General features: G+C 65.3%; 19 protein-coding genes, 1 tRNA gene, 1 other RNA gene and 1 pseudogene. 10 read left to right on the top strand and 12 right to left on the bottom strand.

All coding sequences use genetic code 11. The features are described 5' to 3' along the window. Positions 1–198: pseudogene (locus tag F0Q45_RS15795) on the bottom strand (hypothetical protein); the annotation flags it as partial. Positions 199–282: 84 nt separating this feature from the next. Here F0Q45_RS15795 and F0Q45_RS15790 point away from each other — a divergent pair. Further along, positions 283–705, top strand: coding sequence for a hypothetical protein (locus tag F0Q45_RS15790; protein WP_149654834.1), 423 nt, complete (start codon positions 283–285; stop codon positions 703–705). A gap of 3 nt (positions 706–708) precedes the next feature. Here the strand turns inward: F0Q45_RS15790 and F0Q45_RS15785 are convergent, their stop codons facing one another. From F0Q45_RS15785 to F0Q45_RS15775, 3 genes are all read right to left on the bottom strand, one after another. Continuing rightward, on the bottom strand, positions 709–2,061 hold the full coding sequence (locus F0Q45_RS15785) for a CHAT domain-containing protein (protein WP_149654833.1): 1,353 nt from the start codon (positions 2,059–2,061) through the stop codon (positions 709–711). Continuing rightward, positions 2,058–3,785 carry a hypothetical protein gene (locus F0Q45_RS15780; protein WP_149654832.1) on the bottom strand — a complete coding sequence of 576 codons (1,728 nt, stop codon included), beginning with the start codon at positions 3,783–3,785 and terminating at the stop codon, positions 2,058–2,060. Before F0Q45_RS15780 ends, F0Q45_RS15785 begins: the two co-directional genes overlap by 4 nt. Positions 3,786–3,847: 62 nt before the next feature. Beyond that, complete coding sequence (locus F0Q45_RS15775) at positions 3,848–4,285, bottom strand: lipoprotein LpqH (protein WP_149654838.1); 438 nt, start codon at positions 4,283–4,285, stop codon at positions 3,848–3,850. Positions 4,286–4,453: 168 nt separating this feature from the next. Here F0Q45_RS15775 and F0Q45_RS15770 point away from each other — a divergent pair, with 168 nt between their 5' ends. After that, the gene (locus F0Q45_RS15770; RefSeq protein WP_262491031.1) at positions 4,454–5,191 is read left to right on the top strand and encodes an enoyl-CoA hydratase/isomerase family protein; all 738 of its coding nucleotides are present in this window, start codon (positions 4,454–4,456) and stop codon (positions 5,189–5,191) included. Between the two features lies 1 nt (position 5,192). On the opposite strand, the gene F0Q45_RS15765 is transcribed toward F0Q45_RS15770, so the two are convergent. Both F0Q45_RS15765 and F0Q45_RS15760 read right to left on the bottom strand, forming a co-directional pair. Next, positions 5,193–5,897 (bottom strand): hypothetical protein, encoded by a 705-nt coding sequence (locus tag F0Q45_RS15765; protein WP_149654831.1) that lies wholly within the window; start codon positions 5,895–5,897, stop codon positions 5,193–5,195. A 91-nt stretch (positions 5,898–5,988) separates the two neighbouring features. Further along, positions 5,989–6,074: transfer RNA gene (locus tag F0Q45_RS15760), tRNA-Ser, on the bottom strand. Positions 6,075–6,135: 61 nt separating this feature from the next. On the opposite strand from F0Q45_RS15760, the gene ffs reads away from it, so the two are divergent. From ffs to F0Q45_RS15745, 3 genes are all read left to right on the top strand, one after another. Then, positions 6,136–6,230: signal recognition particle sRNA small type (gene ffs / locus F0Q45_RS15755), an RNA gene on the top strand. Between the two features lie 59 nt (positions 6,231–6,289). Then, on the top strand, positions 6,290–7,567 hold the full coding sequence (locus F0Q45_RS15750; RefSeq protein WP_149654830.1) for an aminotransferase class I/II-fold pyridoxal phosphate-dependent enzyme: 1,278 nt from the start codon (positions 6,290–6,292) through the stop codon (positions 7,565–7,567). Between the two features lie 220 nt (positions 7,568–7,787). Continuing rightward, positions 7,788–9,527 carry a DNA polymerase III subunits gamma/tau gene (locus F0Q45_RS15745; protein WP_149654829.1) on the top strand — a complete coding sequence of 580 codons (1,740 nt, stop codon included), beginning with the start codon at positions 7,788–7,790 and terminating at the stop codon, positions 9,525–9,527. Here the strand turns inward: F0Q45_RS15745 and F0Q45_RS15740 are convergent, their stop codons facing one another. After that, on the bottom strand, positions 9,528–10,847 hold the full coding sequence (locus F0Q45_RS15740) for a class I SAM-dependent methyltransferase (RefSeq protein WP_188112971.1): 1,320 nt from the start codon (positions 10,845–10,847) through the stop codon (positions 9,528–9,530). Next, on the bottom strand, positions 10,844–12,220 hold the full coding sequence (locus F0Q45_RS15735) for an FAD-binding oxidoreductase (protein ID WP_149654828.1): 1,377 nt from the start codon (positions 12,218–12,220) through the stop codon (positions 10,844–10,846). The genes F0Q45_RS15740 and F0Q45_RS15735 overlap by 4 nt, the downstream gene beginning before the upstream one ends. An 81-nt stretch (positions 12,221–12,301) precedes the next feature. On the opposite strand from F0Q45_RS15735, the gene F0Q45_RS15730 reads away from it, so the two are divergent. Then, positions 12,302–12,739, top strand: coding sequence for an SRPBCC family protein (locus F0Q45_RS15730; RefSeq protein WP_149654827.1), 438 nt, complete (start codon positions 12,302–12,304; stop codon positions 12,737–12,739). Here F0Q45_RS15730 and F0Q45_RS15725 read toward each other — a convergent pair. After that, entirely contained in the window at positions 12,736–13,497 is a 762-nt protein-coding gene (locus F0Q45_RS15725; protein ID WP_188112970.1) for an Rv3717 family N-acetylmuramoyl-L-alanine amidase, read from the bottom strand. The two genes, F0Q45_RS15730 and F0Q45_RS15725, sit on opposite strands and share 4 nt — an antisense overlap. A 98-nt stretch (positions 13,498–13,595) precedes the next feature. Between F0Q45_RS15725 and F0Q45_RS15720 the strand changes: the two genes are divergently transcribed. The 3 genes from F0Q45_RS15720 to F0Q45_RS15710 all read left to right on the top strand — a co-directional run bounded on the left by F0Q45_RS15720 (position 13,596) and on the right by F0Q45_RS15710 (position 15,531). Beyond that, complete coding sequence (locus tag F0Q45_RS15720) at positions 13,596–13,970, top strand: YbaB/EbfC family nucleoid-associated protein (RefSeq protein WP_149654826.1); 375 nt, start codon at positions 13,596–13,598, stop codon at positions 13,968–13,970. A 6-nt stretch (positions 13,971–13,976) separates the two neighbouring features. Further along, a complete protein-coding gene (recR, locus tag F0Q45_RS15715; protein WP_149654825.1) occupies positions 13,977–14,588 on the top strand; it encodes a recombination mediator RecR in 612 nt (203 codons plus the stop codon). A gap of 100 nt (positions 14,589–14,688) precedes the next feature. Beyond that, positions 14,689–15,531: a hypothetical protein gene (locus F0Q45_RS15710; protein ID WP_149654824.1), complete on the top strand. Its 843-nt coding sequence runs from the start codon at positions 14,689–14,691 to the stop codon at positions 15,529–15,531. A gap of 1 nt (position 15,532) precedes the next feature. On the opposite strand, the gene F0Q45_RS15705 is transcribed toward F0Q45_RS15710, so the two are convergent. Next, positions 15,533–16,228, bottom strand: coding sequence for a type 1 glutamine amidotransferase (locus F0Q45_RS15705; RefSeq protein WP_149654835.1), 696 nt, complete (start codon positions 16,226–16,228; stop codon positions 15,533–15,535). A gap of 4 nt (positions 16,229–16,232) precedes the next feature. Next, positions 16,233–17,471, bottom strand: coding sequence for a Mur ligase family protein (locus F0Q45_RS15700; protein ID WP_149654823.1), 1,239 nt, complete (start codon positions 17,469–17,471; stop codon positions 16,233–16,235). A 168-nt stretch (positions 17,472–17,639) separates the two neighbouring features. Here F0Q45_RS15700 and F0Q45_RS15695 point away from each other — a divergent pair, with 168 nt between their 5' ends. Beyond that, on the top strand, positions 17,640–18,629 hold the full coding sequence (locus tag F0Q45_RS15695; RefSeq protein WP_149654822.1) for a DEDDh family exonuclease: 990 nt from the start codon (positions 17,640–17,642) through the stop codon (positions 18,627–18,629). Between the two features lie 170 nt (positions 18,630–18,799). Here F0Q45_RS15695 and leuA read toward each other — a convergent pair. Continuing rightward, positions 18,800–20,474 (bottom strand): 2-isopropylmalate synthase (gene leuA / locus F0Q45_RS15685; RefSeq protein WP_149654821.1); only part of this gene is annotated, 1,675 nt, incomplete at its 5' end.

Genomic DNA, 20,474 nt, shown 5'->3' with positions numbered 1-20,474 from the left:
CGGCGCCGAATACTGCGGATTGGAACGCAGGCGCAGCACCAGCGGATCGATGATGCGTTTGACGGTACGGCTTAGCGGGCCACCGTCATCGCTGCTGAGTACCTCGACACCGGGACCGATTGCGCGCCAGGCCCGATCAATCACCGCTCGGCGGGGGTAACCCACTGCGACGGCCGTCGCCTGCGGATCCGCGCTCATGAGGACAGGATAGGGGCATCGGCGAGCATCGCGATATCCGAAAAGTTGGGTTTGGTAGCCGGTGGCTCGCTAGAGCCTGGTGACATGAACAAGTCGAAGCTGTTGGCTATCGGCGCCGAGCTTGCGCTGATCGCGACCACCATGCTGTACCTCTCATTCCACGAGTTGTGGATCGCGTTCACCAGTGTTGCCCTTGCTGCGGCCACTGTTGTGCTGGTCGGCCGGGTCATCTGCGGACCGCGGCAGAAACCAGCAGACGGCCGTACCGTCGGGGTGGGCACCGTGCACACCGTCGCTGCCGGCGAACGTCAGATCTGGATCGAGGTAGCCAGCGTCCACGGTGACACATTCATTGGCCGCTTGGTGCGCGATGACGACGATCCAGACACCCCCGTATTGCGTCCCGGCCTCGTCGTTCTGGTCGCCTTCGATCCTACTGACCGCGAGAACCTTTCGTTGCCCGACGACGTGTTGGCGGTCCGCGCAAGGGGACTCACCTTCGTCTGACCATCAGCGTGCGCCGTCGACAGCGAAAGTGACCAGGGCACCCCAATACAGTGGGCTGGCGGTGACGGCTCCGTCCCGCCAGAGCCGCATTTGACTACGCTGCCAACGGTTTAGGGCGCATCCCGCGTCGTCGTCCTGCTGGGCGTGATCCACCGCGACCACCACTTCGGCCATCGGATCAGCATCGGCGACCGCGAATTGGCGATAGGCCGCTGTCGTGGGCAATGACCACAAGGTGGCGGTCACCAGTTGAGCACCGCCGAGGATCATCGCCGCAACCAGACCGGTCGCCTCATCGAACTGGTAGTCACCCCCCGACGCACACGCCAGCAGCGCAACCCGTGGCGGCATCGGCAACTGCAGCGTCATCACATCCGAGGCCGTCAACGGGCGGTGTTGACCGATAGCGGCGGCATCGCCGGGAATCGTCGCGCTACAGGCAAGATGCAGCGCGGCCCGGTCGGCTTGACCGAGATTGCCGTCGGCCGAGCTCGCATGGCCGACAAAGAAAAGTCGGCTCGGGTGCTGGGCCAGCAAGGTGCCCAGCCAGCCGCGGTCGGCGTCGCTACGGCGGAACAACTCGACTGCGGCGTTGACCGCCGGGAGCACCTGGCGACGCTGCATCAGCTCGGCAAAGTGCCTGGCCAGCCGCGTCTGGCCGGAGGGTCGGCCGAGCACCGAACCGAGCGCGGAGTCGGGCCGCTGCCCGGGCACTCGCGGATCCAGCACCAGCACCGGCGGGCCGTCTCGCCGGGCGTCCCAGTCGGCCGGCTCCCGTGGCGCGTGCACGATGTGCTGCGGCGCCGCCAGCAGCACATCGACCAACTCCATCAGGCGATAGCCGTCGGTGTGCTCCCGGATATCGGCTAGCTGCCAAGGGATTCGGGCGGCCACCCGACCGCTTGCCGTGATGGCCTCCTGGCGGGCCCGCACCAGCTCTGCTTTGCTTGGCCCCGATTTCGGCAGCGCTAGCAACCCCCAGGGCACCCGGGCGAGGCGGGCGCTGGGGGAGATGAACAGAACCGGGCGTGGCGAGGCCACACACTCCGCCAACAGCTGCCACCCAGGGGTGCCAATCAGCAGCACACCGAGGATGTACGCGACGGTTAACTCGGTATCAGGGGCGGCGAAAGGGCCCGTGTTCAGGGCCCGTTCGATGGCATCCCGCCGGGTTTCGGAGCCGTGCGGCTCAGGCAACGCGTCGGCCAGTTCTTGTAGGGCGGCCAGCAGCATCGGCTCTTCTACTACCCAGGCCACAGTTTTCGACGGCTGACCGACTACCCGCATGCTGGCGTAGGTGGCGATCCCTACGTCGGCATACCGCAGCACCAGCGTCAGCCGATGCGAGTCGCTCATGGCCAGGTGGACCAAGCGGGTTCGGGCGCAGTGACTTCGCGTCCGTAGCGCTGAACCGCCAGCGTGCGGTAGTGACCTAGTATCGGATCGGTGTCGGGTTGCATCTGCAACGGAGGCAGCGGTCCAAGCCGGGTCAGCGAGGTGTCGGTTGACGACGGCGCCGCAGCTCTCAGCTCTGTCTCATCGGTGTCGACGAACGCGGGCACGGTGGCCGTGGATGCCCACTCGCCCATCGCCGGTGATCGCGGTACCGGGTTGAAAGTTCCGCGCGCACTGTGGTACTCGACGAGTTCGCTGACAAGCTTGGTGTTATCCCACTCCCAGGCGACGGCGAAAGCGCCGGCTAGCATCGGTGCCGAAACGTGGCTTGCCCAGCGTGCTCTCGCGTCGGCGTCGGCGATCGAATAGCGCACCGAGTCGACGGCCAACGCCGCGGGCACCTGGAGTTCGGCGGCCTGTTCCAGCTTGGTCATTGCGCGCCAATATTGCGGCGTCCCGACCTCGCCGTGCGCGATGCCCAGCGACTCGGCCTGCCGGGCCGCGGTTTCCGGTAGTGTCTCGTCTGGGTCGCCGGAACCGTCGAAGCCCAGGTCTGCCAATGCATCAGCTCGCCACACCGTCCCTAGGTGATAGTCCAGTTGGGCATACTGCAACCAGCTGCTGCGTGCTGAGGCGTCGAGCAAATCCCGCGCCTGCGCGATCAACTCGACTGCATCGGCGAAGCGGCCGCAGAAAATTGGTATCCAACTGCGTTGCAACAGAATGCGGTGTAGGTACGGCGGCCTGCCCAGTTCACGCCAATTCCTTTCCGCATGTCCCCAGCATTCGTCGGCAGCTGCCAAGGCGCCGCTAGCCAATCGGGTCAAACCGAGATACAACCAACAGCGTGCGACGTCGTGCGCCCGCGCGTGTCGGGCGACCACCGGGTGAGCCTGCAATACCAGCTGCTCGGTTTTCAGGTGGTCGCCGATCAACCAGTGCGCCGCTGCAAGCTCCAATTGGGTACGGGCGCTGGCTAATTCCCATCCGTTTGCTTGTGCCCGGGCGCCCGCGCGCTGCAGCCAAGGCTCGGCTTCAGACAGCCGTCCGGTCGCAACGCAGAATCTGCCGTAGGCGGTGGCCCCGAACACCCAGAGGAAATCGGCGTACTGCGGGTCACCACCGGACGGGCGGTCCAAGGCTTCAAGAATGCCCTGCCACAAGGCAAGCGATCGCGTGTACAGGTCATCGTCGCACAGCGCACTCGCGCACACGATCCGGGCTTGGGTAAGCAGGTACGCGTGCTCGTCGACGAGGTCGGCGAACGTCCGATCCGAGTCGTGCGCCAACAGCTCCAGCGCCATCTGGGCGCCGTCGTGATCACCCTGCGCCGCGGCCAGGCCGGTTTCCAGAAACTGCGCGCGCCGTGAATAGCGGCAGACCATGTGCGCAATCTCGGCGTTTGACAACCGGACCTGGCCGGCCGCCTCCGGTATAGCGCCGGCGAGAATTCGTGAGTAGCTAGCCAGACAGTCGCGAATACGCCGAATACACTCTTGCACGCCGTCATTGGCGCCCCGGGTCAGGTAGATCGCGCCTAGTTGGGCGAAGACCTCGAGTAAGAGGTCGTCGCGATCGGCCTGCTCGATCCGCGGCATCAGGGACAACAGCAGCTCCCGGGCGTCTGGCTCGCTAGCGGCAAACGCCAGACGGCGGGCGCGTTCCAGCTGGTCGCAAATCGACACGGCTGCATCTTAAGTCCGGCCCGGCCGACATGGGGCATGTCCGCCGGGCCGGATGCTTTCGACTAGCCGCACGTCACCTTGACGGTGAAGTCCTTAGTAATCATGCCGGCCATCGGGTTTTTCAGGTCGGCGCCTTGGGCCTGACCGGTGATGTTGTAGGTTTTACCGTCCACCGCGACCTTCGCCGAACCAACCTTCGCGCCCATGTTGTCGGTGACGGACAAGGCGTTGCCATCAACGACCAGCGCCAGCGACTCGACCCGCGGTGTGGCCTCGTCGGTCATCACGACTGCCAGCGCCTGCTGACCGCCGGTGGAGCCACTGCCGATGTTGATCTTGCCGCCCTGCCTGACGCAGGTCACCGAGGCAGGGTTGAGGCCGGGAAGGTCTGTGCCGCCCACCTGGACTACGGTGCCCCCACCGCCGGTTGCCACGCTCGATGCCGGGCTAGCTGTATGGCCGCCGCTGGAGCAGCCCACCAGCGCCGAAGCGCAGCCGATGGTTCCAACCGCAGCTGCGATTACACGTTTCACTGGACTTCCTTCCGTCATGCGCCGCCCCGTTGGCGTCGTCATGGCAGTAAGTACAAATCGCAGCCTCAGCTACCGATCCCAACTATCGGGTGACCCGGCCAAGTCGCTCGTCACCCGCAGTGGTGAAGTGTCAGTGTGATTGACATCCAGACCCTGAATACGGCGCGCGTGCTGACCCTCTCATCGGGGCGAGTGAACGCCATGGACGTCGAGCTGCTCGGCGAGCTGACCGACGTCATCCGTCAGCAGCGATCAGACGGTGGCCCCCTGGTGATCACCGGCGCCGGTCGGGTGTTCTGCGCGGGGGTAGACCTCAAGCGTGTGTTGGAGGGCGGTGCGAGCTACACCGACCGTCTGGTCCCGGCGTTGTCCGACGCGTTCGAGGCGATGTTTAGCTATCCAGGGCCAACAGTGGCCGCGATCAATGGTGCCGCTATTGCCGGAGGGTGTGTGCTCGCGTGCGCCTGCGACCGGCGCTTGATCAGCCCGGATGCCTTCATTGGGGCATCCGAGGTGAAGGTGGGAGTGCCGTTCCCGGTCGCCGCACTGGAGGTGATGCGCTACGCATGTGGAGACCGCGCCGAGGAAGTGCTGCTCGGTGGTGCCAGCTTCGGAGGCGCTGAGGCCATCGCCCGGGGCCTTGCGCACAGCGTCGTCGCCGAAGGTCTGCTCGAGGCGGCGGTTGCGGAGGCATCGAGCCTTGGCGAAATCCCCGCCGAGGCCTACCGGCACACCAAAGCTCAGCTGCGAGCTCCGACCATCGCGCGAATCCGTGCATCGGGTGATATCGACCGCGAGGTTCGTCAACGCTGGGGCGCCGAACATACCCGGCTAGGGATCTCCGACTTTCTGCAGCGTCTTCGTCAGCGCTGAACTAGTCCTCGACTGCGACCCCGCCGCGGGTGCGGGCGCGCCGGCGCCGGTGCGACGTTTTGCCGGTCGGGCGGCGGTTACGCAGTCCGGTCTCGGCTTCGGGTTCGGGTTCGGGTTCGGGCTCGGGCAATTCCGCTTCGGCTGGCTCCGCTTCTGCTACTGCTTCGGTTTCTTCGGTTTCTTCGGCGGTGGATTCGGCCTCGTCGGTTTTCGCACTCTTCTTGCGACGAACGCGCTGCTGCTGCTTGGCCTTCTTGGGTTTGAGCGGTTTCGGCGGTGGCGGCGGCAATTCCGCGACAAAAGACAGGTAGAAGGCGAAGAACCCGAGCACCGCGATCGCGGCCGCGGCCCCGTAGACACCGAACAACCACTGCCCAAACGAGTCCAGACTGAACCAAATTTCGCTGATCGCGGCGCCGATGATCAGCACCCCTGCCAGCACATGGGCCACGACCGACCAGGTCCTGATCGACAGCGCCAACTGTGGGATGCCTAGTTCCGGCTTGCGGGTGCGCAGCTGGGTCAATACCACTGGCAGGGCGGCCAGGCCGATCAGTGCGCCGGTCACGATCCGAAGCGTGGTGCCCAACACGTGCGAGGTGTCGCCCATCAGCTCATGCCAGCGAGGCAAGACGAAATAGAAGTAGAGGAGGCCGGCGACGATCGAAAACGATGCGTGCCAAAGGATGGCCCACTTGCGGCCCATATGCCTCCTCGTACTGGTGGGCCCGGCCAGCTCAGGTTTCCCGCAAAGCTGGCCGGCCCACACCGTGTCTGTCCGCGCGGCGAACCGAGTGCGGAGGATGCGGGATTTGAACCCGCGAGGGCTGTTAACCCAACCCGCGTTCCAGGCGAGCGCCATAGGCCACTAGGCGAATCCTCCGCCGACATGGTAGCCGTTGGGCGCCGCTCAGTGTCTTTCAGGCCAGGGTATTAGACTCGCCGTTGGACCCCGCGCGGCGTCTATCCTATGAACTCCCCCAGGGCTGGAAGGCAGCAAGGGTCAATGGGCTCTGTCGGGTGCGCGGGGTCCCCTTCAGTCTGAGGCGGCATAACCACTCAAGACCTGCCGCACGTGCACGGCGAAAGGGCCGGATGGTGTCGTTCGATTCGCTCAGCCCTGAAGAGCTGGCTTCTCTGCATGCCCGCCATCAACAGGGTTACGCGGCGCTGCAGGCCAAGCAGCTGGCTTTGGACCTGACGCGGGGCAAACCATCCCCGCAGCAGCTCGACCTGTCCAACCAGCTGCTGACCCTGCCTGGCGATGACTACCGTGACCCGGAAGGCGTGGACACCCGCAACTATGGCGGACTCCACGGCCTGCCGGCGCTGCGGGCCATCTTCGGTGAGCTGCTTGCTATCCCCGTGCAAAATCTGATCGCAGGAAACAACTCCAGCCTCGAGTTGATGCATGACCTGGTCGCGTTCTCGATGCTGTTCGGCGGGGTGGACTCACCGCGACCCTGGAAGGACGAGCCGGGCGTCAAATTTTTGTGTCCCGTCCCCGGCTATGATCGTCACTTCGCCATTACCGAGACGATGGGTATCGAGATGATCCCTATCCCGATGCTCGAGGATGGCCCTGATGTCGACCTGATCGAAGAACTGGTCGCAGCGGACCCGGCGATCAAGGGGATGTGGACGGTACCGGTCTTCGGCAACCCCACCGGCATCACCTATTCGTGGGACGTGGTTCGGCGGCTGGTGCAGATGCGGACCGCGGCCGCCGATTTCCGGTTGTTTTGGGACAACGCCTATGCCGTGCACACGCTGACGCACAACTTCATCCGGCAGGTTGATGTGCTCGGATTAGCCGCCAAGGCCGGCAACCCGCACCGACCCTACGTTTTCGCGTCGACGTCAAAGATCACCTTTGCCGGGGCAGGCGTCAGTTTTCTGGGCGGATCGCTGGGCAACATCGCGTGGTATCTGCAGTATGCCGGTAAGAAGTCGATTGGCCCGGACAAGGTCAACCAGCTGCGGCACCTGCGGTTCTTCGGCGATGCGGACGGTGTACGCCTACATATGCTGCGCCACCAGCAGATACTGGAGCCGAAGTTCGCATTGGCGCTGGAGATTCTCGATCAGCGGCTGACTGATTCCAAGATCGCCTCCTGGACGGAGCCCAAGGGGGGTTACTTCATCAGCCTCGATGTGATGCCGGGAACGGCGCGCCGGACCGTGGCACTGGCCAAAGACGCCGGAATCGCGGTCACTGAGGCGGGAGCGTCGTTCCCGTATCGAAAAGACCCCGACGACAAGAACATCCGAATTGCACCCACTTTTCCCTCGATACCTGACCTGCGCGACGCGGTCGACGGGCTGGCGACCTGCGCGTTGCTGGCTAGTACCGAGGCGTTGCTGGCCCGGGTATAGCGTTCTTTGGCTTTAGTGTGCGGGGACGGCGCGAAAAGCGACGTCAGACCCGCCCTGGCCGCACCCGCAAAGCCGCCAGCGCACACACGATGCCCGCACCGCCCGCCTCCTCAGCGGACCCTCTGGGGTCCGCATCGTCACCGGGCGGTGCTTGATTGCCCGCCTCCTCAGCGGACCCTCTGGGGTCCGCATCGTCACCGGGCCCAAGTAGCCTGCTGACGTGGCTCTCTACCGCAAGTATCGGCCGGCAACCTTCGCCGAGGTGGTGGGTCAGGAGCATGTCACCGAGCCGCTTTCGGTCGCTCTGGAAGCCGGCCGGATCAATCACGCCTACCTGTTCTCCGGGCCGCGCGGCTGCGGAAAGACTTCGTCGGCGCGCATCCTGGCGCGATCCCTGAACTGCGCGCAGGGCCCGACGGCCACGCCGTGCGGGGTTTGTGACTCCTGCCTGTCGCTGGCCCCGAATGCGCCCGGCAGCATCGACGTCGTCGAGCTGGACGCCGCCAGCCACGGCGGCGTGGACGATACCCGCGAGCTGCGGGATCGTGCGTTCTACGCGCCGGCCCAATCGCGGTATCGGGTGTTCATCGTCGACGAGGCGCACATGGTGACGACGGCTGGCTTCAATGCGCTGCTCAAGATCGTCGAAGAACCTCCCGAACATCTGATCTTCATCTTCGCCACCACTGAACCGGAGAAGGTGCTGCCCACGATCCGATCGCGCACCCATCACTATCCGTTTCGGTTGCTGCCGCCGCGCACCATGCGCGGGTTGATCGGACGGATCTGTGAGCAGGAAGATGTCGTCGTCGACGACGCGGTGTATCCGCTGGTGATCCGCGCCGGCGGCGGTTCGCCCCGCGACACCCTGTCGGTGCTGGACCAGCTGGTGGCCGGCTCGGATAGCGGTCGCGTGACCTACCAGCGGGCGTTAGGGCTGCTGGGTGCTACCGATGTGGCATTGATCGACGATGCGGTGGACGCGCTGGCCGCAGGAGACGCCGCAGCGTTGTTCGGCGCCGTCGAATCGGTGATCGACGCTGGCCACGACCCTCGGCGGTTTGCCACCGACCTGCTGGAGCGATTCCGTGATCTGCTGGTCCTGCAAGCGGTTCCCGACGCCGTGTCCCGCGGCGTGGTGGATGCACCGGAAGACGTGTTGGACCGGATGCGGGAGCAGGCGGTGCACCTGGGGCCGGCGACGCTGACCCGATACGCTGAGGTGGTCCAGGCCGGCCTAGGGGAGATGCGTGGCGCGACGGCGCCACGTCTGCTGCTGGAGGTGATCTGCGCGCGGCTGCTGCTGCCGTCGGCCAGCGACGCCGAGGCGGCGTTGCTGCAACGTGTGGAGCGAATCGAGACCCGATTGGCCATGTCGATCCCGGCCTCGCCGGAGGCGCCGGAACCCCCGCGCACGATGCCCGCCCCCGCACCGGCTGCACCGGTGGCTAAGCGCCCCCCAGCGCCGCCGGAGCCGAAGCCCGAGTCGGCGCCACCTTCGACTCAGGGTGAGCTCAACGCCGCCGCGGTGCGTGCCATGTGGCCCACGGTGCGTGACAAGGTGCGCCAGCGCAGCCGTACCACCGAGGTGATGCTGGCGGGGGCCACCGTTCGTGCGCTGGAGGACAACACTCTCGTGCTGACCCATGATTCGGCGCCGCTAGCCCGGCGGTTGTGCGAACAGCGCAACGCTGACGTGATTGCCGAGGCGCTCAAAGACGCGCTGGGAGTCAACTGGCGGGTGCGGTGCGAGGTTGGCGCCCCAGAGCCCGTCGAAACCCCAGCACCGGCCCAAGCGGAAGAGCTTGTGCCACAAATCGATTCCACTCAGCACGATGAAGAGGAAAGCATGCTGGCCGAAGCCGGCCACAGTGACCAGCCACAGCGGCGCCGCGACCCCGAAGAGGTGGCACTCGAGCTGCTGCGCAACGAGCTGGGCGCTCGTCGCATCGACGGTTAGTCAGGCCTGCCACCACGGCCGCAGGGGCAGGTCGTCGTCGCCCCAGGTGTCAACATTGGCGGCCAGCACATGGTGCAGCTGAAGGTTGTTCCGTTCGAACGCCACCCGAGAAGCTGCCATGTACAGACCCCAAACTTTGGCGACCGGCATCCCGACCTCGGCGACGGCCTCGTCCCAATGCTCGACGAGGTTGCGGCACCAGTCCCGCAGCGTCATCGCGTAATGGTGGCGAAGGTTCTCTTCATGCAGCACCTCGAGGCCGACCTCTTGGATTTCGGTGATGATGCGCCCCGAGCCGGTCAGCTCTCCATCCGGGAAGACGTAGCGGTCGGTGAACCCGCCTGCGAACGACGTCGACCGGTTGTCGTGCCGCGTGATGCAGTGGTTGAGCAACAGGCCGCCGGTACGCAACTTCGACTTGAGGAACCCGAAATAAGCGGGATAGTTCTTGACCCCGATGTGCTCGGTAAGCCCAATCGACGAGACGGCGTCGAATCCGGTCTCGGCCACGTCGCGGTAGTCGGCGTGGCGCACCTGCGCAAGATCCGTCAAACCTTCGTCCTCGATCGCCTTTTCCGCCCACTTTGCCTGCTCGGCCGACAGGGTGGCGCCAATGGCATTAACCCCCCGTCGCGCTGCGTAACGCACCATGCCACCCCAGCCGCACCCCACGTCGAGCAGCCGATCCCCCGGTTGTAGTCGCAGCTTTTCAAAGATCAGCCGGTACTTGTTGTCTTGGGCCTCTTCCAGCGTCGCGTCCGCATGCGGATAGACCGCACACGTGTAGGTCATCGCCGGCCCGAGCACCCACTCATAGAAGGTGTTAGAGACGTCGTAGTGGTGGTGGATGGCCTCGGCGTCACGGGTCTTGCTGTGCATGACGCCGTCCAGCATTCGCCGCCAGCGGGGCGGCGTTTCCTGCGGCGGCGGTGCAATCGGCAGTAGATTCTCGATGCCGATCGAGCGGACGACGCTGGCCAGCACCCGCGCCGACGGCCGTTTGAAATTGACCCGGTCGGTCAGCGTGATGAGCAGCTCGTAGGGATCGCCAGGATGCACGCCGTGGGTCTGGAGGTCGCCGGAAACGTAAGCGCGAGCGAGGCCCAACTCACCGGGAGCCGTGGCCAAGTAGGTCGCACCGCGCGGTGAGGTGAGCTCTAGACCCAGCTGCGCGTCGTCGCTTCCGGCGGTGCTGCCGTCGTACGCGATGAACTTCAAGGGCTGTCGTCCGCTCGCGGCGAAGATGGCCAACACCTCGGCCATGCTCAATTTGCCGGCCACTGGGCCCACGGGTCGGTTGGTTTCCCTGGTTGTTGTCATCGTCGTTGCACCGCCTTTGCGTAGAGGTCCAGAAGACGCGAGTCGGGGTCGTAGGTTTTTTTCACGGTCGTGTAAGGCTCCCCGCCGTAGAGTTCGTCAAACTCTTCGCGGGTGTAGTAGCTGTCGGAGTAGAGCGACTTGTGACCATCGAGCGCGTTCACCTTTGCCTCGATCGCCCGGTTGGTCACACCCGTGCCGGCACCTGCCGGCACCGATGACCAGAACCCAATGTTGACGTAGGTGCGGTCCGGCCGAATCGGATATAGCGGCCAGCCGCGATGATCCAGCAGCCGCACGGGGCACACCCAAATGGGTGAGATCGGCACGGCCTCGAAGAACCAGGTGAGGAACTCGCGGGCTCGCTCGGCGGGCACTTCGACGTCTTGCACAACTCGTTCCCGGGCCGGACGTCCGTTGCGCTTTTCGATCCAGTCGGCGATTCCGAAGCGCTGATCCAACTCGACCAGCTTCCAATAGACGCTGCTGCGCCGGTAGCGGCGCGGCCACCAGCGTCGCAGCCGCGGATGCTGCGCCCCGAACGCGCGTGAACACCAGAACCAGTCGGCGTCCCAGCGCCAGAAGTAGTCGTGGATCGTCAGGCGGTCGTCTTTGAATCCAGTCTCATGCTGAATTGACCGGTAGTAGATGTCTTTTCCGGTGTAGTCGCTGACCGGGCCCGGCGTGGTTGTCCGTACCCCGACGCACAGGTAGCTTTCGTCGGGGCCGAACACAACCCCGTCCAGGTAGTCCACCGGGACACCTTCGAGTCCTTTGGTTTCGACAATGCGTTCCATCGCCGCGATCATCTCGGACAACGAGTGAAATCGGATGTGCCGCAACGCCACGAATGGCTTCACCGGCTCCAGCTGGATTTGCAATCGGGTCGAATATCCCAGTGTTCCATAGGAATTCGGGAATGCGCGATATAGATCGGGGTGCTGCCCGGGGGACGCAGTGACCAATTCGCCAGCGCCGGTGAGAATGTCCATCTCCAGCACCGACTCGTGGGGCAGGCCATTGCGAAACGAAGCCGATTCGATGCCCAAGCCGGTAACCGCCCCGCCGAGGGTGATGGTCTTCAACTGCGGAACCACCAGTGGCGACAAGCCGTAACGCAGTGTCGCGGCGACCAGATTCTCGTAGGTGCACATGCCGGCCACTTCGGCGGTGCGGGCGTCGGGATCGACGTTCAGGACGCCGGTCAGGCCGGACGTATCCAGACCTGGCGTATCGCGTTTGGTGCGGGCGCGGAAAAGATTTGACGTTGGCTTAGCTAATCGGATTGTTGCCGTTGGGGGGATGGATCGATAGCAGGCGAGCAAGCGCTCGACGCCCTTCGTGTGGGCTGACAGCGCAGATTCACGGACGGGCATCACCTATATCGTAGTCACCGACCACAGCCCCTGCATCCGCGCGCGGGCTCAAAGACTAGATGAATAAGGGAGTTGCGCCTGATGGGACAGGTGAGCGCAGCCAGCACAATCTTGATCAACGCTGAGCCCGCGGCCGCACTCGATGCAGTGGGCGACTATCGGAATGTCCGCCCTAAGATCCTTTCTCCGCAGTACAGCGAGTACGAGGTGCTTGAGGGCGGCCAAGGGCAGGGCACGGTGGCAAAGTGGCGGCTGCAGGCGACCAAATCACGTGTTCGCAATGTTCAGGTCAACGTGGACGTCGCCGGCCACACCGTGATCGAAAAGGACGCCAACTCGTCCATGATCACCAATTGGACGGTGGCTCCTGCGGGACCCGGTTGCAGCGTCACCGTGAAAACCAGCTGGAACGGAGCCGGCGGCATCAAAGGGTTTTTCGAGAAGACCTTCGCCCCGCTGGGTTTGCAGAAAATCCAGGACGAGGTGCTGGCGAACCTGAAGAAGGAACTCGAAAGCTAGCGCGCCTGGCTCTGGGTGGCCAGGAAACCGGCGATGCCGCGGACGAGTGCGTCGGCATATTTCTGCCTACCTTCGGCGGACTCGATCAGCGCCGAGTCAGCGGGGTTCTTCATGTTGCCCAGCTCGACCAGGATCGACGGGTACTGCGCCAAATTCAGGCCGGCCAGATCCGAACGTCCGTACAGGCCGTCCTGGCCGATGTAGTTGGCCGCCGGGATGCCCGAGGCTTTCAACTGGTCGCGCATCACTCGCGCGAACTGCACCGACGGTCCAGCTTGTGCAGCGTTCAGCGGCGGCGACGAGTAGTTGACGTGGAAGCCGCGGCCGGTGGCTGGGCCGCCGTCGGCGTGCAGGCTGACGACCGCGTTGGGATGCAGCGCGTTGGCCATGTTGGCGCGTTCGTCGACGCATGGTCCCAGCGCGTTGTCGTTGCCGCGAGACATGGCGGTCCGCACGCCCAGCGCGTTGAGCGCCGCGCGCAGCCGCAGCGCGGTATCCCACGTGAACGTGTGCTCCGGGTAACCGCTGTTGCTCGACGTCCCGCTGGCCTGGCAGTCTTTGGTGCCGCCGCGACCCGTGGGTACCTGGCGTCCGATGGACGCGTCGTTGGCCCCGTTGTGGCCGGGGTCGATGAATACCACCATGCCAGCGATGCTGGCGGGGGTTGCGGCCGCTGTCGGAACGACGGGTGTTGAGGGGACGACGAGGACCCCCACGACCATGGCAATCGCGACACGCAGGCTGACTCGTACGTCCACTGCGCCAAGGTAAGGCCGTGCGGTCTAGGCTGGGTGTTTCGAATCGCCCGACAACCGCAGGCGAAACCAACTCGAGACCAAGATGCGAGGGGACTGTCATGCAACCCGGAGGCGATATGTCCGCACTGCTGGCCCAGGCGCAGCAGATGCAGCAGAAGCTACTGGAGGCCCAGCAACAGCTGGCCAACTCAGAGGTGCACGGTCAAGCCGGTGGGGGCTTGGTGCAGGTTCGTGTCAAAGGCAGTGGCGAGGTGATCGGTGTAACGATCGACCCCAAGGTCGTTGACCCCAACGATATCGAGACCTTGCAGGACTTGATCGTCGGTGCCATGCGCGACGCGTCGCAGCAAGTGACGAAGATGGCGCAGGAACGGCTCGGAGCGTTGGCCGGTGCGATGCGCCCGCCGGCGCCACCTGGGCCGGCTGCGCCAGGTGCCCCGGGCATGCCTGGTGTGCCCGGAGGTCTGACCTGAACCGACATGTTTGAAGGACCTGTCCAGGATCTGATCGACGAGCTTGGCAAGTTGCCAGGCATCGGACCCAAGAGCGCGCAGCGTATCGCGTTTCACCTCTTGTCGGTCGAGCCGCCGGACATCGATCGCCTCACCGCTGTTTTGGCCCGGGTGCGCGACGGCGTGCGGTTCTGTGCCGTCTGCGGGAATGTCTCTGCTGACGAGCGTTGCCGCATCTGCGCTGATCCGCGCCGAGACGGCTCGCTGGTGTGCGTTGTCGAGGAGCCCAAAGACATCCAAGCCGTGGAGCGCACCCGTGAGTTCCGCGGCCGCTATCACGTGCTGGGTGGCGCGCTGGATCCACTGTCCGGGATTGGTCCCGAGCAGCTGCGCATCCGTGAGCTGCTGAGCCGCATCGGCGAACGCGTAGACGACGTCGACATCACCGAGGTGATCATCGCCACTGATCCCAACACCGAGGGCGAGGCCACCGCCACTTACCTGGTGCGGATGCTGCGCGACATCCCGGGTCTGACCGTGACGCGAATCGCCTCCGGACTGCCGATGGGCGGCGATTTGGAATTCGCCGACGAGCTAACCCTGGGCCGCGCTTTGACTGGGCGCCGCGCCATGGTCTAGCTTCCGCCGAGCCTGTAGCTACCGTGCGGCCTACTCGCTCTTTTTCACGCCCACTACAGCCTCGCGGGGCGGTGTCGGTTGCCGCTGCCAGCATTGCGGCGTGCGTGAGGTGTTTCTGGGCAGTGAAGCGCTGGCGCAGGGACTGCTGACCGAGTACGAGTTGCGTCGGTGGCACCGTGCGATCTTTCGTGATGTCTTCCTTCGAAAGCGGCACCAGCTGTCGCTTCACGACAGGATCGAGGGGGCATGGTTGTGGTCACGTCGGCGTGCGGTAATTGCTGGCGTCGCCGCGTCGGCGCTGCATGGCGCCCAATGGGTTGACGACGACGTGTCGATCGAGTTGATCTGGTCCAACACCAGGCCGCCGCGCGGGCTCGTCGTTCGTGACGAGACATTGGATGATGACGAAGGTACTCGGGTAGCCGGCTTGCCGGTGACCACGCTCGTGCGTACGGCTTACGACCTGGGCAGGCACCTGCCACGCGGGCAGGCGGTGGCGCGCCTCGACGCCCTCATGCGAGCGACGCCGTTCTCAACCGAAGATGTGCTCCTGCTCGCCAAGCGCTACGCGGGTGCGCGCGGGGTGCGGCGTCTGCGGGCGGCATTACCGCTGGTCAACGCCGGCGCTGCATCGCCCAAGGAGACCTGGGTGCGGCTGCTTCTGGTTGATGCGGGCATGCCCACGCCTTCGACGCAGATACCGGTGCAGGAAAACTGGCGACTGATCGCCATGCTGGATTTGGGCTGGGAAGTGTTCAAGGTGGCTGTCGAGTACGGCGGTGACCAGCATCGCAGCAACCGCAGACAGTATGTGCGGGACCAGTGGCGGCTACGTAAGCTCGCAGAACTGGGCTGGATCATCATCCGCGTGATCGCCGAGGATAAACCCGAAGAAATAGTAGCCCGGGTGCGTAATGCGCTGGTGGCCAGAGGGTGTCGGTGAATTAGCGCGCCGTTAATCGCTCGCGGCGCAAGAGATCTACCTCGGGCAGCTCCAGCGGCTGCAACGATCCCATCACTTTGCTCAGCAGTAGGTCCGCAAGTTCGGGATTACGGGCCAAGCACGGCCCGTGCAGGTAGGTCGCGATCACGCTGCCCTGAATCGCGCCGTCGATACCGTCACCGGCCCGGTTGCCAGTCCCCCTGACCACCGAGCCTACAGGCGACGCCTCCGAACCCAAAACCGTACCGCCGCGATGATTTTCGAAGCCGGTCAATGGCTGCGTCAAACCGGCCAGCACCGGCTTGGTGACCAACTCGCCAATCGTGCGCGCATTTTGCGGCGAGGTGGTGACATCCAGCAGGCCCACACCGCCGACCCGTTCCCCCGACGACGTCTCGTACCAGTGCCCGAGCACCTGGATAGCCGCACAGATCGCCAGCACCGGTGCACCCCTGGCCGCCGCACGCTGCAGGCCCGGGTACTGCAGCAGGTGCCTGGTGGCCAGCCGCTGGGCGTAGTCCTCCGCACCACCCAGCGTGTAAAGGTCCAACGACTCCGGTACCGGATCGGCCAAGGTGATCTCGACGATCTCCGCGGCGATACCCCGCATAAGCAGCCGTTGCCGCAGCACCACGGCGTTACCGCCGTCGCCGTAGGTGCCCATCACGTCGGGCAGGACCAGTCCGATCCGCACCACCGAGTCAGCCACGGCGTGCCAATGCTCGTTGCAACTGCAGGAACGCGGTGTAGTTGGCGACGACCTCGACCCGCCCGGGCGGACACGACGCGATGGCCGCCATGGTGTTGTGCACCAAGGTATGCTCCACGCCCGCATATCCCAGCCGCACCGCTAGGTCGGTCCCACGCTCACCCGCGGCCACTATGGCTCCCAGGGCAGTGTTTTCGAAGTGCTCGAAGCGTACGTCCCACAACCACGAGAGGTCCTCGCCGTCGGGCACCTGCCCGTTGACCGCGATAACCAATCCGGCAGCGTGCTTGTCCACCATCGACAACGCTTCCTGCCAGCCGGCGGGATTCTTGGCCAGCAGAATCCGTGTTTCATGTTGGCCAAGCGCGACGGTCCGATAGCGCCCGGCGACCTCGTCAACGGTCGAGACGGCCGCTACGGCCTTAGCTGGTTCGGCGCCCACCGCGACCGCGGCGGCGACCGCCTGGGCGGCATTGCCGCGATTCACCGCGCCCGGCAGCGCCAGCCGCATCGGTAGCACCAGCCCGTCAGGCCCGCAGAGCGTGTCTTCGTCGAACCACCACTGCGGGCTGGGCCGCTTGAAGTCGGCACCGGTGCTGTACCAGTGACCTTGCTCGCGGACGATGACCTCGCCGCTGCGGGGACAGCTCACTGAGTCGCCCGACCAGGAACCACCCGCGGCCACCCACACCACGTTCGGATTGTCGTACGCGGCCGAGGTCATCAACACGTCGTCGCAGTTGGCGACGATGACGGCCCGCGGGTGCCGGGCCAAGCCGGCCCGCAGCGTGCGTTCAATCACGTTGATCTCGCCGACGCGGTCCAGCTGGTCCCGCGACAGGTTCAGCAAAACGAAGACCGCGGGCTGGACAGCGTCGGACACGTGCGGCACGTGCATTTCGTCGACTTCCAGGGCCGCAAGCTTGGCTTGGCGATCGGCGGCCAGCGCGGCCACCAGGCCGGCATCCATATTTGCGCCCTCGGCGTTGGTCGCGACTGCACCCAACGTGCCCAAAGCGGCCGCCGTCATCCGGGTGGTCGTCGACTTCCCGTTGGTGCCGGTGACCACGACCGTGCGGCGGCCTGCGGCAAGCTGGCGCAGCACCGAGCGGTCCAGTGTCAGGGCGATCAGGCCGCCGATCATCGCACCGGCTCCGCGGCCAGTGACCCGCGACGCCCAACGCGCGCTCGCGCCCGCCGCGAGCGCTAGCCGAGCACGGGTTGTGATCACCCGGGTGAGTTTAAGGGCGATCGCAAGCTCGGCGCTTTGTTGCCGGGCGCTGGGGGTACCTCCCGCTCGCGGCGGACGGGTCGCCCTCATGTGGTCTAGGGCTGGTCTAGGGCCGACACGATGCGCAGCGACGCCGGTGATGTCGGTCGGGCATGCCATCCTCATCTTGTGAGCCACACCTGGGGACGGCCGGCCAGCCACCCGAGCGCGGGTTGGGCCGTCATCGACGTCGAGACTTCGGGCTTTCGTCCGGGTCAGGCCCGCATCATCAGCATCGCCGTGCTCGGCCTCGACGCCGGCGGGCGGGTCGAGCAATCCGTGGTCAGCCTGCTCAATCCCGGAGTGGACCCAGGTCCCACCCATGTACACGGCCTGACGGTCGCGATGCTCGAAGATCAGCCGCAGTTCGCCGACATCGTCGGTGCCGTGCTTGACGTGCTCCGTGGCCGCACGCTGGTGGCACACAACGTTGCGTTCGACTACGCGTTTCTGGCTGCTGAAGCCGAACTCGCCGACACCGAGCTCCCCGTCGACACCGTCATGTGCACGGTGGAGTTGGCCCGGCGCCTCGAGCTGGGCATCGAGAATCTGCGGTTGGAGACGCTTGCCGCGCACTGGGGCGTGACCCAAGAGCGGCCCCACGACGCGTTCGACGACGCGCTGGTATTGACCGGGGTGCTGGCGCCCGCGCTTGAGCGAGCGCGCCAACTCGATGTCTGGCTGCCGATACGTCCGGTGGCTCGGCGCCGCTGGCCTAACGGCCGGGTGACCCACGATGAGCTGTGGCCGCTGAAGGTGCTCGCCTCCCGCGTTCCCTGCCCATACCTCAACCCGGGCCGATATGTGACGGGCCGGCCGCTGGTCCAGGGTATGAGGGTGGCGCTGGCGGCCGAGGTCAGGCGCACCCACGAGGAGCTTGTCGAGCGGATCTTGCATGCCGGGTTGGCTTACAGCGACGAGGTGAACCGCGAAACGTCATTGGTGGTCTGCAACGAAACCGTTCCCGAGCAGGGGAAGGGCTACCACGCCCTGCAACTGGGTGTGCCGGTGGTTTCCGACGCGCTTTTCATGGACAGTGTGGGTTCTGTGGTCGGTGGCCGAAGCATGGAGGAATTCAGCGACGCGACCCTACTCGACCAGCAGCTCTCCCTCTTTTGAAACTTTTTTCGCGACGCTCATCTTCGAGGCGGCCGGTTTCACCCCGACGCCCAAGCAAATGAATGAGCTGAGCCGCTTGCTTAACGGCTACGTGTTCAGCACGCGCACGATCCCCGCCGACGACGATCCGGCCGGATTGGTCGACCGGCTGCTGCGGCGTTTTTCGAGACTTAGTGAGAGGCCCGGTTGACCGCGGACACGACGGCCCGCAGCGACGCGGTGGTGATCGACGGCGCGATGCCGACACCCCACGCGGTCCGGCCGCTCACCGAGGCCTCCACATAGGCCGCCGCTTGCGCGTCGTCACCGGCACTCATCGCGTGCTCGGAGTAATCCAGCACGGACACGTCAAACCCGACATCGCCAAGTGCGTGGACGAACGCGGCCAGCGGGCCGTTGCCGACACCGCTGATCTCGGTTTCCACGCCGTTGATCTTGACGGTTGCGGTGATGGTAGTAGCGCCGCCGTCGTCTTCTGAGGCATCGACGCGCTGCTTCATCCGCTCCAGCGGCCACACCGGGGCCAGGTACTCCTCGGCGAAGGCATCCCACATCTCCTTGGGCGAGACTTCGCCGCCCTCGCCCACTGTGCCCTCTGCGATCTTCTGGATCACCTGGGAGAACTCGATTTGCAGCCGTCGCGGCAGGACCAGGCCGTGGTCAGCCTTCATGATGTAGGCCACTCCGCCTTTGCCCGACTGCGAGTTGACCCGGATCACCGCCTCATAGGTGCGGCCAACGTCACGCGGGTCGATCGGCAGATAGGGCACCTGCCACAGCATGTCGTCAACATCGGAGCCGTCGCTGTCAGCATCTAACTTCATGGCGTCCAGACCCTTGTTGATGGCGTCCTGGTGACTGCCGGAGAACGCGGTGTAGACCAGGTCACCGCCATAGGGGTGACGCTCGGGCACCGGCAGCTGGTTGCAGTACTCCACGGTGCGCCGGATTTCGTCGATGTTGGAGAAGTCGATCTGCGGGTCCACCCCGCGCGAGAACAGGTTCAGCCCCAGCGTCACCAGGCATACGTTGCCGGTGCGCTCGCCGTTGCCGAACAGGCAGCCCTCGATCCGGTCCGCCCCGGCCTGATAGCCCAATTCGGCTGCGGCGACGGCCGTTCCGCGGTCATTGTGCGGATGCAGGCTCAGAATGACGGAGTCACGACGCGCGAGGTTGCGGCTCATCCACTCGATCGAGTCGGCGTAGACGTTGGGGGTGGCCATCTCGACGGTGGCGGGCAAATTGAAAATGATCGGGTTGTCCGGCGTCGGCTCGATGATGTCGCCGACGGCGTCGCACACCTGCTTGGCGTACTCCAATTCGGTGCCGGTGTAAGACTCCGGCGAGTACTCGAACCGCCATTGCGTACCCGGGTATCTGGCGGCCTCCTCGATGCACTTGCGGGCGCCATCGGTGGCGATGGCCTGCACCGCGGCGTGGTCGGCTCGGAACACCACGCGGCGCTGCAGGATCGACGTCGAGTTATAGAAGTGCACGATGACCCGAGGCGCACCCTCACATGCCTCGAAGGTGCGCTCGATCAGCTCGGCACGGCACTGCGTAAGCACCTGGATGGTGACGTCGTCGGGAATGGCGCCGTCGTTGATGATTTCGCGGACGAAGTCGAAGTCGGTCTGGCTGGCCGACGGAAACCCGACTTCGATGTCCTTGTAGCCCATCCGGACCAGCAAGTCGAACATGCGGCGCTTGCGGGCCGGGCTCATCGGGTCGATCAGCGCCTGGTTGCCGTCCCGCAGGTCCACTGCGCACCACAAAGGGGCGCTACCGATAACGCGGTCGGGCCAGGTGCGGTCGGGCAGCCGGATGGGCTCGACCTCGTCGGCG

The sequence above is a fragment of the Mycobacterium simiae genome (genome assembly GCF_008370645.1).
Taxonomy (GTDB): domain Bacteria; phylum Actinomycetota; class Actinomycetes; order Mycobacteriales; family Mycobacteriaceae; genus Mycobacterium; species Mycobacterium simiae_A.
This window is presented reverse-complemented; position numbering and strand designations above follow the sequence as displayed.

Excerpts from the sequence above, each read along its gene's own strand:
- F0Q45_RS15785 (WP_149654833.1), bottom strand. The coding sequence starts at position 2,061 with ATGAGCGACTCGCATCGGCTGACGCTGGTGCTGCGGTATGCCGACGTA.
- F0Q45_RS15735 (WP_149654828.1), bottom strand. The coding sequence starts at position 12,220 with ATGCCCGTCCGTGAATCTGCGCTGTCAGCCCACACGAAGGGCGTCGAG.
- F0Q45_RS15730 (WP_149654827.1), top strand. The coding sequence starts at position 12,302 with ATGGGACAGGTGAGCGCAGCCAGCACAATCTTGATCAACGCTGAGCCC.
- F0Q45_RS15740 (WP_188112971.1), bottom strand. The coding sequence starts at position 10,847 with ATGACAACAACCAGGGAAACCAACCGACCCGTGGGCCCAGTGGCCGGC.
- F0Q45_RS15765 (WP_149654831.1), bottom strand. The coding sequence starts at position 5,897 with ATGGGCCGCAAGTGGGCCATCCTTTGGCACGCATCGTTTTCGATCGTC.
- F0Q45_RS15720 (WP_149654826.1), top strand. The coding sequence starts at position 13,596 with ATGCAACCCGGAGGCGATATGTCCGCACTGCTGGCCCAGGCGCAGCAG.
- F0Q45_RS15790 (WP_149654834.1), top strand. The coding sequence starts at position 283 with ATGAACAAGTCGAAGCTGTTGGCTATCGGCGCCGAGCTTGCGCTGATC.
- recR (WP_149654825.1), top strand. The coding sequence starts at position 13,977 with ATGTTTGAAGGACCTGTCCAGGATCTGATCGACGAGCTTGGCAAGTTG.